Source organism: Streptomyces sp. NPDC087906, from assembly GCF_055584925.1.
The window spans coordinates 159151-171701 of record NZ_JBVJLC010000008.1 but is presented as its reverse complement, the minus strand read 5'-3'; the positions used below and the strand labels follow the sequence as shown (position 1 = coordinate 171701).

Below are 12551 nucleotides of genomic sequence, written 5' to 3'. Positions count from 1 at the left end.
GTGCAGGCGCGGTGAAGGAGTCGGCGGGAGCCGCGGCGGACTCGTGCAGACTTGGCCCATGCGCATCGAACTCGCCACAGCACCCGGAGTCACCGAACGGCCCAACGAGGACTGGACATCCGTGGTCCTCCCGGCGTCCGGCGAGGGCGGCTCGCTGATCGTCCTGGACGGTGTGACGCCCCCGGCGGGCGAGGTCGGATGTGTGCACGGTGTGCCCTGGTTCACCGCCCGGCTCGGCGGCGCGCTGGCCGAACTGTCCGCTTCGCGACGGGATCTGACACTGGCGGAGATCCTGGCCGAGGCCATCCGGCGCACTGCCGACGCACATCGTGACACTTGTGACCTTTCTCACGTGCGCACCCCGCAGGCAACCGTGGTGCTGGCCCGCTGGGGCGCCGACACCGTCGAGCATCTGGTGCTCTCCGACTCGACGCTGCTGCTGGAGGCGCCGGACGGCGCGGTACGGGCCGTCGTGGACGACCGGCTGCACCGCGTCCCGCGCGCGGCCCTGCGGTCGGCGGCGTCGGCGGACGCGCTGCGCAACGCGGAGGGCGGCTTCTTCACGGCCGCGGCCGACCCGTCCGCCGCGGCGAAGGCGGTGACGGGCCGCACCCCGGCCGCCGAGGTGCGCGCCCTGCTGGCCCTGACGGACGGCGCGGCGCGGTGGGTGGAGATGTTCCACGAGGGCGACTGGGCCGACGCGCTGGCGCTGGTGCGCAAGAGCGGTCCGCAGGAGCTGATCGACCGCGTACGGGCGACGGAGGACACCGACCCGGACGGCGCCGCCTTCCGCCGCCACAAGAAGAGCGACGACGCGACGGCGACGTACGTGGAGGTGTGAGCGAGCGCGCCTGGCGCCCTTCCCGGGGCGAGCCGTCAGCTCCCGGTGCGCGCGTTCATGTGGTGCAGCAGCCGGGCCAGCTCGGCGATCTCGGCGCGGTCCCAGTCGGCGAGCTGGCGTACGTACCTGCCTCTGCGCGCGTCGCGCACCCGCTGGAAGCGGGCCAGTCCCTCGCCGGTGAGGCGTACGAGGGAAGCGCGCCCGTCGGCGGGGTCACGCTCGCGGGTGACGAGCCCGAGGTCCTCCAGCGCCCGGAGCTGGCGGCTCATGGTCGCCTTGCCGACGCCGAAATAGGCGGACAGCTCGGTGGCCCGCTGACAGGTGGTTTCCTCCAGCCGGACGAGCAGCCCATAAGCCGCCGGTTCGAGTTCGGGATGGACCTCGCGCGCCATCTCGCCGGAATTCGATCTGGCCCGGCGCAGAAACACGGCCAGCTCCCGCTCCAGGGCGAGGAATTCGTGGTCCACACCACTCGTACCGGCCGGGCCCGGTTGATTTCCCGGTTTACTCCCGTGCACGTCAGCACCCATCACGCGCTTTCCCGCTCCTGAAAGTTTCTTTCACAGGCGGCCATTGCCGCAGCTCCGTCATTATTTCGCAGGTTTAGTCCAACGGCAGCAGCGTGGCAACCTTCCATCGTCACGTCTACGTGCGTAGCGTCACCACTGACATGTCCATACCACGACTTGTCGACACGTCCATGAGATCCCCCCACCAGGTCTTCCGGAGGCACGCAATGCCCGTGCACAGATCCGTGACACCCGGCCGCCCGCTCGTCGCGGCGACCACAGCTCTCCTGGCCACCCTCGCGCTCCTGCTCACCCTTCCCGGTGCGGCGGCCGCGGCAACCCCCGACCCCCAACCGGTACCCGGTGCGCAGCACGCACCCGGTACCCGCCCTGTACCCGGTACGCAGCCGGTACCCGGCTCCCAGCCGGTCCCTGTCCCCCAGCCGGCCCCCGATCTGCCCGCGCCCGGCTCCGCCTACATGGGCATGGGCGTGCTCGCGCACGACGGGCAGGGCGGGCTGCCGCCCGACACCCGCGTCACCCAGACGCACGGTGTGGACGTCTCCAGCCACCAGGGCAGCGTGAACTGGGCCGCCCTGTGGAGCAGCGGCGTCCGGTTCGCTTACACCAAGGCAACCGAAGGGAGTTCGTACAAGAACCCGTCGTTCGCACAGCAGTACAACGGTGCGTACAGCGTCGGGATGATCCGCGGGGCGTACCACTTCGCCACCCCCAACAGCACGAGCGGCGCGGCCCAGGCCAACTACTTCGCCGACAACGGCGGCGCCTGGTCACGCGACGGCAAGACGCTGCCGGGGGTGCTCGACATCGAGTGGAACCCGTACGGCGACTCCTGCTACGGCAAGTCGCCCAGCCAGATGGTGAGCTGGATCAGGGACTTCCTGAACACCTACAAGTCGCGCACCGGCCGTGACGCCGTGATCTACACGGCGACGAGCTGGTGGAGCTCCTGCACCGGCAACTACGCGGGCTTCGGCGGCACGAACCCGCTCTGGGTGGCCCGCTACAACACGACGGTCGGCGCCCTGCCGGCCGGCTGGGGCGTCCAGACGATCTGGCAGTACACGTCGACGGGCCCGACCGTCGGCGACCACGACCGCTTCAACGGGGCCCTGGACCGCGTCCAGGCCCTCGCGAACGGCTGACCCCGGCCCTTCGCCCCGCATGCGGCGCGGCCCCCGCCCGCCCCCCCCGCCCGGGGCGCGCCCCCCCCCCACCCCCCCCCCCCCCCCCCCCCCCCCCCCCCCCCCCACCCCCCCCCCCCCCCCGCCCCCGCCCCCGCCGCCATCGCCGCGCCCGCCGCCATCGCCGCGCCCGCCGCCATCGCCGCGCTTGGCGTCATCCGTACAGGGCGCGCAGGTCGGTGAGGAACTCCCGGGTGTCGCGGGCGGACTCCGCGTGCGCCACCATGCGGTTCATCGCCTCCAGGTGCTCCATGACCTCGGTCCGCTGGTCGAGGAAGAGCGCGCCGGTCAGATACTCGATGTAGACCATGTCGGGGATCTCCGGCACGTCGAACCGGAAGAGCACGAACGGGCTGTACGTCCCCGCGTGGTGCCCCGCCGAGAGCATGGCGATCTGCAGCGTCACGTTCGGCTGGGCCGAGACGTCGAGCAGCCGGTCGAGCTGACCGCGCATCACCTCGGCCGACCCGACGGGCCTGCGCAGCACCGTCTCGTCCAGCACCGCCCAGAACCGCGGCGCGTCGGGGCGGGTGAGCAGGCTCTGGCGCTCCATCCGCAGCGCGACGTGCCGCTCGATCCGCGCGGGGTCGCGCTGGCCGACGGAGCCGGTGGTGAGGATCGCCCGCGCGTAGTCCTCGGTCTGGAGCAGCCCGGGTACGAAGTGCGGCTCGTAGCAGCGGATGGTGCTCGCCGCCTCCTCCAGGCTGACGTAGCCGCTGAACCAGTCGGGCAGGATGTCGTGGAACCGCTGCCACCAGCCGGGCTGGTTGGCCTCGTCGGCGAGCCGCAGGAAGACCTCGACGTCCTCGGCGAGCAGCCCGTAGGCGGGCAGCAGGAGCTGCACGTACGGAATCTTCAGCGCGACCTCGGCCATCTCCATCCGGCGCACGGTCGCGGCCGTGACCCGCAGCAGCCGGCCGGCGTCCTCCCGGGACAGGCCGGCCTTCTCGCGCAGGGCCTGGAGCTGTCTGCCGAGGACGAGCTGACCGATCGTCGGGGCGGAACGGGGCTCGCTCACATCACACTTCTCACTCGGGACTGCACCTGCGTACCGGTCAGTCTGACATACCAACTGACCTGGGGCCATGGCCCGTTGATCGTCAGGAACCCTTCCTTCCACAGCACGGCGCACGGCGCGGCGGCCGGGCACGGAACAGATCGTTCCGTGCCCGGCCGCCGGTGCGGGGTGGTTCAGGCAGCGGCCTGGACCGGCACCTCCGCAGGGGACAGCGCGATCTCCAGCACCTGGCGGACATCCGTCACCGGGTGGACCTCCAGCCGGTCGAGGACCTCGGCCGGTACGTCGTCCAGATCCGCCTCGTTGCGCTTGGGGATCACGACCGTCGTGATACCCGCCTGGTGCGCGGCCAGCAGCTTCTGCTTCAGACCGCCGATGGGCAGCACCCGCCCGGTCAGCGAGACCTCGCCCGTCATGGCGACGTCCGTGCGGACCTGGCGCCCGCTCAGCAGCGAGGCGAGAGCGGTCGTCATCGTGATGCCCGCGCTCGGACCGTCCTTCGGGACGGCGCCCGCCGGGAAGTGGATGTGCACACCCCGGTCCTTCAGGTCGGCGACCGGCAGCTCCAGTTCGGCGCCGCGCGAGCGCAGGAAGGAGAGCGCGATCTGCGCGGACTCCTTCATCACGTCACCGAGCTGGCCCGTCAGGGTCAGACCCGAGCCGCCCGTCTCCGGGTCGGCCAGCGACGCCTCGACGAACAGGACGTCACCGCCGGCGCCGGTGACCGCGAGGCCGGTGGCCACGCCCGGCACCGCCGTGCGCCGCTCGGCCGGGTCCTGCGCCGACTCGGGCACGTGGTGCGGCCGGCCGATCAGGCCGCGCAGGTCGTCGGGTCCGACACTGAACGGCAGCTCGCGCTCGCCGAGTTCGTGCTGGGCCGCCACCTTGCGGAGCAGCCGCGCGATGCCGCGCTCCAGGTTCCGTACGCCCGCCTCGCGGGTGTACTCGCCCGCCAGCTTGCGCAGGGCGCCGTCCTCCAGGGTGACCTCGCCGGTCTCCAGGCCCGCGCGCTCCAACTGCCGGGGCAGCAGGTGGTCGCGGGCGATGACGACCTTCTCGTCCTCGGTGTAACCGTCGAGCCTGACCAGCTCCATCCGGTCGAGCAGGGCCTCGGGGATGGCTTCTAGGACGTTGGCGGTGGCGAGGAACACCACGTCGGACAGGTCCAGCTCGACCTCCAGGTAGTGGTCGCGGAACGTGTGGTTCTGCGCCGGGTCCAGGACTTCGAGCAGGGCGGCGGCCGGGTCGCCGCGGTAGTCCGAGCCGACCTTGTCGATCTCGTCCAGCAGGACGACCGGGTTCATCGAACCGGCCTCCTTGATCGCCCGGACGATACGGCCGGGCAGCGCGCCGACGTAGGTGCGCCGGTGCCCTCGGATCTCCGCCTCGTCCCGGACACCGCCGAGCGCGACCCGGACGAACTTGCGTCCCATGGAGTGCGCGACGGATTCCCCGAGCGAGGTTTTTCCGACACCGGGCGGCCCGACGAGGGCCAGGACGGCGCCGCCGCGCCGGCCGCCGACCACACCGAGCCCGCGGTCGGCCCTGCGCTTGCGCACCGCCAGGTATTCGGTGATGCGCTCCTTGACGTCCTCCAGGCCCGCGTGCTCGGCGTCGAGGATCGTCTTGGCGCCCTGGATGTCGTACGCGTCCTCGGTGCGCTCGTTCCACGGCAGTTCGAGGACGGTGTCCAGCCAGGTGCGGATCCAGGAGCCCTCGGGGCTCTGGTCCGACGAGCGCTCCAGCTTCTCGACCTCCTTCAGCGCGGCTTCGCGCACCTTCTCCGGGAGATCGGCGGCCTCGACGCGGGTGCGGTAGTCGTCCGACTCGTCCTCGTCGCCCTCGCCGTTCAGCTCGCGCAGTTCCTTGCGCACGGCTTCGAGCTGGCGGCGCAGCAGGAAGTCGCGCTGCTGCTTGTCGACGCCTTCCTGGACGTCCTTGGCGATGGACTCGGCGACGTCCTGCTCGGCGAGGTGCTCGCGGAGCTGGCTGATGGCGAGCTTCAGCCGGGCCACCGGGTCGGTGGTCTCCAGCAGCTCCACCTTCTGGGCGGTGGACAGGAAGGGCGAGTAACCGGCGTTGTCGGCGAGCGCGGACACGCCGTCGATCTGCTGGACGCGGTCCACGACCTGCCAGGCGCCGCGCTTCTTCAGCCAGTCGGTGGCGAGCGCCTTGTATTCCTTGATCAGTTCGGTGACCGAGCCGGGCAGCGGGTCGGGGGTCACTTCGTCGACGGCGATGCCCTCGACCCAGAGGGCGGCGCCGGGTCCGCTCGTACCGGAGCCGATCTGTACGCGGCCTCTGCCGCGGATCAGCGCACCGGGATCCCCGTCGGACAGCCGGCCCACCTGCTCGACGGTGCCGAGCACACCGGTCGCGGCGTACGACCCGTCGATCCGTGGCACCAGCAGCACCTGAGGCTTCCCGGCACCGGCCCCACCCGAACGCGCGGCGGCCTGAGCGGCCTCCACGGCGGCGCGGACCTCGGCGTCGGACAGGTCGAGCGGAACCACCATGCCGGGCAGCACGACCTCGTCGTCGAGCGGCAGCACGGGAAGCGTGAGCGGGGTGGAAATGGAGGCCATGATCTCCCCTTCGGCAGTTAGGTTGAGCTATGTGGACTCAATGCAAGTGAGCCCGCCAATGTTCCCCAACGGCCGTTCGCTCTGAGCGATAGCGGTCCGACCCCGCGAATCCCCTCGTCACGGCGCTGATGTCCGGCGCCGGACGCCACTGTCAGTGGTGCCTGCCACGATGCCCGCACGCCATCGTGATCAGGAGGAACACATGGGCACCTGGGACATCGGCCCGTTCGACAACGACACCGCCGCCGACTGGTGCGGCAAGCTCGACGACACCGCCCCCGACGCGCGCCAGGAGCTGGTCAGGGACGCGCTCACCCGGGTCGCCGACACCGCCGACTACCTCGACGCGGACGTCGCCGACGAGGCCGTCGCGGCGGCGGCCCTGGTCGCCGCGCAGTGTCCCGGCGGGGAGCCCGCGCACTCTCACTACGGACCGGAGAAGCCTCTCCCCGACCTCACCGGGCTGCGCGCCCTCGCCCTCCGGAGCCTCGATCGCGTCGCGAGCGAGCCGTCGGAACTCCTTGAGCTGTGGGAAGAGGAGGCGGAGGCCGGCCCCTGGCGGGCGGGCATCGACCGGCTGCGGACCGCACTCGCGCCGGATCCGGCGGGCGAACAGCTCCGCCTGTCCTGACCTGCCTGTCAGTGGCCGCCCTTAGCATCCGGCCATGAGCATCATCGGCGAGTACGCCCGCCTGACCGCTGCCGAGCTCGACCGGGCCCTCCAGGACCCCGACCGGGCGCAGGAGTTCGTCTATGAATTCATCGAGGCGGAGGCGGAAGCAAGACCAGAATCGTCCGAAGCGCGCTGCCACGACGTCGACAAGATGTGGCACGCGCTCGACTTCCTGCTGCGCCGCGTGGACTTCCCCGTCGACATCATTCACGGCGAGGAACAGATACCGGATGCTGCGGACTGGGGCTACGGGCCGCCCCGCTTTCTCAGCCCGGAACGCGTCAGCGTCGCGGCCACGGCACTCGCCGCCACCCCTCACGAGACGCTCGTCGAAGGTGTGGGTCCGGCGGACCTCGCCAAGGCCGACATCTACCCCACGATCGTCTGGGAGCGCGGAGAGGCGCTCGACTCCGTGACCAGCCACTACCAGGCGTTGGCTCGGTTCTTCCAGGCAGCGGCCCACGCAGGGGACGCCATGGTCATCTGGCTGGACTGACGGCCGCCGCCACGACCGGACACCGGCGCCGCGAGTGGCCGGGCCCGCGGCCGTCTCCCGTTCCACAGCGACTCCCGTCGAGCAACCCCGGGGCTGTCGCATCGACGTCGGACAGCCGGGGCACGTACTGCGGCAAGTTCTGCCAGAGCCGGCCGCGCGGGGGCAGGTCGGGCTGGCCGGGGAGAGTGCCGTGGTCGACCAGGTCGAGACGGACGCGGGACATCGCAGAAAGGGCCTCGGCCGGCTCGTGATGCGCACCCTCGAAACGGCGGCTGCCGACGCCGGCGCCACCACCGGGATCCTCGCCGGCACGACCGAAGGACGCGCCCTGTACAGCGCGCTCGGATGGCGGCTGCACGGCCCGGTCACCGGCGTCCTGCGGGTCGCCTGATCACCCCCGCCGTACGCCCCCGCCGAGCGCCGGGTGTGACTCGGCCATACCTGTTTCGGCGAGACATTTACCGCGCCTGCGGGGACAAGTGAACAGGTATGAGTACTCAACAGACAGGACCCCCCGACGAATTGCGCGTCGGCGCCCGGCCACGCACAGAGGTGGAGGAGGCGTATCGGGCGCTCGCCGACGTGGCCGCCGGTACCGCCCAGCAGACGCAGCTCTCCCGCGGCTCCCTGACGGCCTACCTGTGGGCCCTCGGCCGCGGCGAGACCGCCCCGGTCACCGGTGCGGTCAGCTCCGGCGCCCCCGACCTTCCCCTGCTCACGGCGGAGACGGACGCGGCGGTCGTCCAACTGGAGGACGCCACCCAGCGCACGGTCCCGCGCGACTACATCCACGGCGTCCACGAAGCGCTGGCCTGGATCTGCGGCCACACCAACACCCGCCCGGCAGCCCCGGCACCCCACCCGGGCGACCACACGCACTGACCGGACCGGCACCGACCGGACCGCGCTGTCGTGAACCGGCCGGGCGCCCGCGAGCGACAGACAGGGCGTGAGACTGTTCCGCCCCGTGGGGGGAGACCTGGCCGACGACGCGCTGCTGCGCGCCGTCGCCAAAGGGGACGCCGAGGCGCTCGGCGTCTTCTACGACCGGCACGCGGGCTGGCTGCACGCGCGGCTGACCCGGCGCTGCGCCGATCCCGAAATCGTGCGGGAGGTCCTCCAGGACACCTTCGTCGCCGTCTGGCGCTCCGCCGCAGGACACCGCGGCGGTGAGGCCGGCGGCTGGCTGTGGGTGATCGCCGCCCGTCGGCTGGTCGACGCCCGGCGGGCCCAGGAGCGCACCGAACGCGCCACGCGCGTGGCGTACGAACCGGCCGACGCCGCCCCCTCGGCCGAGGACCGGGTGCTGACCGGTCTTGAGTACGGGGACGTGGGCGCCGCCCTCGACCGGATCTCCCCCGAACTGCGCGACGTGCTGCGCGCCACCGTCGTCGACGGGCTGACCACCGGCGAGACCGCGCGGCTGCTCGGCATACCGGAGGGCACGGTCAAGACCCGCGCCATGCGCGCCCGCAGGGAACTGCGCCTGGAACTCGGCCGGGTCGCGCCCGGACCGGGCCTGGGAGGCATCGCATGACGACCTGGCATGTGACGGATCGCCTGGCGGAGGTGTACGCGGCGGGCGCGGCGCGCGAGCCCGACGCCTGGTCGCTGGAGAAGCACGTCGAGTCGTGCGGGCCGTGCGCGGTACGGGTGTCGGCGGCGGTACGGGCGGGCGCCGCAGGACCCGTACTGGCGCAGGTGCGGGCCGCCGCGCTCGCCGCGGCGCCCGCTCCCCCGGCAGGCAGGACCGGCGCCGTCGCCCGCCTGCTGTGGGCGGCGGGCCCCGCGCTGCGCGGGGCCTGGGCGGTGGCGCTGGTGCTGGTCGCGGCGGGGGCGGTGGCTCTCGCGTACGGCGCGGGGTACGCCGGGGGGCGCCCCGTGCTGCTGGCGCTCGCGCCGGTGCTGCCGCTCGCGGGCGTCGCCGTCTCGTACGGGCCGTACGCGGACCCGATGCACGAGATCACCGCCTCGACCCCGGGCGGCGGGCTGCGGCTGCTGCTCACCCGCACCGCCGCCGTACTGGCCGCGAGCCTGCCGCTGCTGACGCTCGCCGGGGCCCTGCTGCCCGCGTACGCCGGGGTACCGGGGGCCGCCGCCTGGCTGCTGCCGGGGCTGACGCTGACGCTGGCCGCGCTGGCGCTCGGCTCGTACACCGGCTGCCGGACGGCGACGGCCGTGGTGGGTGGTGGATGGCTGCTGGTGGTGGCGACGGCACCCGCCGTACACCCACGCACGGGTGACGACCTACCGCTGCCGCCGACCCGCGCGCTCGCCGAGCAGTTGTCGCAGCTCCTGGCGGGCGCGGCGGCGCAGGGCGGCTGGGCGGTGGCGGCCCTGCTCTGCGCGGGACTGCTGGCGCTGCGGCGGCAGGCGTACGACTGGGCGGGGTCCTCATGACGGAACGAGACACGAGAGACCGGTCACGAAAGATGGAAGAAAAGGGACAGCGGACAGTGGCGGAACAGACGGTCGCCGTGCGGGGGCTCACGGTCAGACACCGAAGGACGGTCGCCCTCGACGCCGTGACGCTCGGCTTCGGCACGGGGGTGCACGGGCTGCTCGGTCCGAACGGCGCGGGCAAGACGTCCCTGATCCGGGTGCTCGCCACGGTCTCGGCGGCGGCCGAGGGACACGTGGAGCTGCTGGGGCACGACGTGGCGGACCGGCGGGCCCGCTCGGCGCTCCGGCGGCGGCTCGGCTATCTGCCGCAGGAGTTCGGCTACTACCCGGGCTTCACCGTGCGGGAGTTCGTCTCGTACGTGGCGTGGCTGAAAGAGATGCCCGCGCACGGGGTGGCCGAGGCGGTCGAGCGCGCCGTGGAGCGGGTGGGACTCGGCGCGCGCGCCGACGCGAAGATCAAGACGCTGTCGGGCGGCATGGTGCGCCGCGTCGGCATCGCGCAGGCGATCGTCAACGACCCGGATCTGCTGCTGCTCGACGAGCCGACGGCGGGTCTCGACCCGGAGCAGCGCGTGGAGTTCAGGGCGCTGCTGCGCGAAGTGGGCAGCGCGGCCACGGTGATCGTCTCGACGCATCTGGTGGAGGACGTCGCCGCCGCCTGCTCGGAAGTGACGCTGCTGGAGTCGGGCCGGGTCGCCTTCCGGGGCACCACGGCGGAACTGACCGCCGCCGGTGCCGAGGGCAGCGGCGCAGACCCGACCGGCGCCGACGAACGCGACGCCAACCCGATCGAGCGCGGCTATACGGCGGCGCTGCGGACCCACCGGGCGGGCGTGCGATGAGTCTCGTGACAGCCCCCGTGGCAGCTCCGGCCGCAGGCCGGGAGACCGGCGGCGTGACCCGCGTACTCCGTCCTGAGCTGCTGCGCGGCACCGGGCCATGGACCGGGGTCGCCCTCGCCGTCCTCGTCGGCGTCACCATGTACAGCAAGGCGGACCAGTGGCAGCAGCACTGGGCGGAGACCACCGATCTGCTGCGCGTCGCGGGTCTGCTGCTGGGCGGACCGCTGGCCGTCGCGGCCGGCTGCTGGCAGGGCGGCAGGGAGCACCGGCGCGGCACGGACAAGCTGCGCGCCACCTTTCCGAGGAGCAGGCTGCGGCAGACCCTCGTCGCTGCCGCCCCCGCCGCGCTGTGGCCGGCCGCCGGCTATCTCGTAGCGGCGGCCTGCTGTCTGACCGCCACCTGGCCGTACACCGGCGGCGGGCATCCGTACGTGTCGCTGATCGCGGCCGACGCCGTGGCGATCGGCTCACTCGGCACGCTCGGTTTCGTCATCGGCCGGCTGCTGCCCTGGCGGCTCGTCGCACCCGTGCTCGCTGTCCTCACCTATGTCGCACTGGGCATTCCGGGGTACGTGCGGTCGAGCGCCCGTTGGCTGGATCCTGCCCTTGAGTACGACTCCTCGTTGCAGGAGCCCCTGTGGTGGTTCGGTCCGGCCAGCAGCTTGTGGACGGGCGGGCTGGCGGCCACCGCGCTGCTGGCGTTCGCCGCGCGGCGCCGACTCACCGCACTGCTCCCGCTCGCGCTCGCCGTCGCGGCGGCCGTACCGATCGCGACGACCGGCGACGGCTTGTGGCGGGACGATCCGGCGGCCGTCCGGCCCGTCTGCGACGACGGGGTGCCACGGCTCTGCGTGCCTGCGGTCGACCGGAACATGCTGCCCGAGATGCGGCAGGCGCTCGCCGGGGTCGACGCCAAGCTGCGCGGGGTGCCGGGTGCGCCCGAGCGCTGGGTGCACTACCCCGTCCCGCGACGTCCCGGTGATGTGGAGCTGCCGGACCTGATCGACGACACCGTACGGGGACGGCTGACCCACTCGGAGCAGTTCGCCGAGGGGGCTGCGGGCGCGCTTCTGAGCAGCGCGGACTGCCCGTCGAAGACGGTCGACACGCCGCTGAACGAGCGCGCCGCCGACATCGAGACGGCCGTCCTGCAATGGCTCGTGCCACGCCGCAGGTTCGCGACGTCCCCCTGGGGGCGGAGCGCGAGGCCCTACCTGAAACGGCTGGAAGCGATGGACGCCGCGCAGACCCGCACCTACCTCACCCGCTATCTCGCCGCCGACCGCTGCGACCCGGCCCAGGTGCCCGTCCCATGAGCCGTGCGCTGTACCTGCGCTCCCGTGCGCTGCCGGCGGGCGCCGCCTCGCTGGTCGCGGCGGCGCTGCTGGCCGGCTGGGCGGCGTACGAACTCCAGGCGGCCCGGCGGTACGGCGACACCGCCCGTATCCCGGTCGTCACGCTCGCGCCGATGCTGGCGGCCGGGATCGTCGGGACCGGGCTGTACTCCCCCAGCGACGAGCTGGACCGGACGGCGGTACGGGCCTGGTGGCCGCGCAGGCTGGCCCATCTGCTGGCACTGACGGCACTGGCCGCCGGCGGCCTGGCGGCGGCCGTGCCGGGCGGTACCGACGTGTTCGGGGCGCAGGCGATGGTCCGCAACGTACTGGGCGCGACCGGCATCGCGGCCGGGTCGGCGGCGCTGCTGGGGGCGCGGCTGAGCTGGCTGCCGACGACCGTCTACCTCAGCGGGACCTATCTGTCGGCGCCCCGTACGCACGGCGGTGTCGCCACGCTCTGGGCCTGGCCGATGCAGCCGGGACCGCAGCCGGGTGCCTGGCTGGCGGCGTGCGGGACGTACGTCTGCGGCGCCGCGCTGTACGCGTGGCGCGGCGCCCGCCCCGACAAGCGCTGACGGCGCGTAAGCGGGGCACAAGCACGGGTACCGGATCGTCCCGGCCGCCGACGGCGCGCCGGGATGT

14 protein-coding genes are annotated in these 12551 nt (G+C 73.0%); 11 read left to right on the top strand and 3 right to left on the bottom strand.

Annotated features, from left to right (window positions below):
- Positions 1-58: 58 nt before the first annotated feature.
- Positions 59-841 (top strand): protein phosphatase 2C domain-containing protein, encoded by a 783-nt coding sequence (locus ACZ63I_RS23930; protein WP_469341025.1) that lies wholly within the window; start codon positions 59-61, stop codon positions 839-841.
- Positions 842-876: 35 nt separating this feature from the next.
- Here the strand turns inward: ACZ63I_RS23930 and ACZ63I_RS23925 are convergent, their stop codons facing one another.
- Positions 877-1371 carry a MarR family winged helix-turn-helix transcriptional regulator gene (locus ACZ63I_RS23925; RefSeq protein ID WP_469341024.1) on the bottom strand — a complete coding sequence of 165 codons (495 nt, stop codon included), beginning with the start codon at positions 1369-1371 and terminating at the stop codon, positions 877-879.
- 206 nt (positions 1372-1577) lie between these two features.
- Between ACZ63I_RS23925 and ACZ63I_RS23920 the strand changes: the two genes are divergently transcribed.
- Complete coding sequence (locus ACZ63I_RS23920; RefSeq protein ID WP_469341023.1) at positions 1578-2516, top strand: lysozyme; 939 nt, start codon at positions 1578-1580, stop codon at positions 2514-2516.
- A gap of 193 nt (positions 2517-2709) precedes the next feature.
- Here ACZ63I_RS23920 and ACZ63I_RS23915 read toward each other — a convergent pair whose 3' ends face one another.
- Both ACZ63I_RS23915 and lon read right to left on the bottom strand, forming a co-directional pair.
- On the bottom strand, positions 2710-3573 hold the full coding sequence (locus tag ACZ63I_RS23915) for a helix-turn-helix domain-containing protein (RefSeq protein WP_469341022.1): 864 nt from the start codon (positions 3571-3573) through the stop codon (positions 2710-2712).
- Positions 3574-3746: 173 nt separating this feature from the next.
- Positions 3747-6158 (bottom strand): endopeptidase La, encoded by a 2412-nt coding sequence (gene lon / locus ACZ63I_RS23910; RefSeq protein WP_469341021.1) that lies wholly within the window; start codon positions 6156-6158, stop codon positions 3747-3749.
- A gap of 202 nt (positions 6159-6360) precedes the next feature.
- Here lon and ACZ63I_RS23905 point away from each other — a divergent pair, with 202 nt between their 5' ends.
- The 9 genes from ACZ63I_RS23905 (at position 6361) to ACZ63I_RS23865 (ending at position 12484) form a co-directional block, all read left to right on the top strand.
- A complete protein-coding gene (locus ACZ63I_RS23905) occupies positions 6361-6789 on the top strand; it encodes a DUF4259 domain-containing protein (RefSeq protein ID WP_469341020.1) in 429 nt (142 codons plus the stop codon).
- 34 nt (positions 6790-6823) lie between these two features.
- Positions 6824-7327, top strand: a complete 504-nt coding sequence (locus tag ACZ63I_RS23900) for a YfbM family protein (RefSeq protein ID WP_469341019.1) — start codon at positions 6824-6826, stop codon at positions 7325-7327.
- Positions 7328-7517: 190 nt separating this feature from the next.
- The gene (locus ACZ63I_RS23895; protein ID WP_469341018.1) at positions 7518-7718 is read left to right on the top strand and encodes a GNAT family N-acetyltransferase; all 201 of its coding nucleotides are present in this window, start codon (positions 7518-7520) and stop codon (positions 7716-7718) included.
- 98 nt (positions 7719-7816) lie between these two features.
- Positions 7817-8209 carry a hypothetical protein gene (locus ACZ63I_RS23890; RefSeq protein WP_469341017.1) on the top strand — a complete coding sequence of 131 codons (393 nt, stop codon included), beginning with the start codon at positions 7817-7819 and terminating at the stop codon, positions 8207-8209.
- A gap of 67 nt (positions 8210-8276) precedes the next feature.
- Entirely contained in the window at positions 8277-8864 is a 588-nt protein-coding gene (locus ACZ63I_RS23885) for an RNA polymerase sigma factor (protein ID WP_469341016.1), read from the top strand.
- Positions 8861-9727, top strand: a complete 867-nt coding sequence (locus ACZ63I_RS23880; protein WP_469341015.1) for a zf-HC2 domain-containing protein — start codon at positions 8861-8863, stop codon at positions 9725-9727. Before ACZ63I_RS23885 ends, ACZ63I_RS23880 begins: the two co-directional genes overlap by 4 nt.
- Before the next feature lie 32 nt (positions 9728-9759).
- Entirely contained in the window at positions 9760-10572 is an 813-nt protein-coding gene (locus tag ACZ63I_RS23875) for an ABC transporter ATP-binding protein (protein WP_469341014.1), read from the top strand.
- 53 nt (positions 10573-10625) lie between these two features.
- Positions 10626-11888 carry a hypothetical protein gene (locus tag ACZ63I_RS23870; RefSeq protein ID WP_469341013.1) on the top strand — a complete coding sequence of 421 codons (1263 nt, stop codon included), beginning with the start codon at positions 10626-10628 and terminating at the stop codon, positions 11886-11888.
- Entirely contained in the window at positions 11885-12484 is a 600-nt protein-coding gene (locus ACZ63I_RS23865; RefSeq protein ID WP_469341012.1) for a hypothetical protein, read from the top strand. The genes ACZ63I_RS23870 and ACZ63I_RS23865 overlap by 4 nt, the downstream gene beginning before the upstream one ends.
- Positions 12485-12551 lie beyond the last annotated feature (67 nt).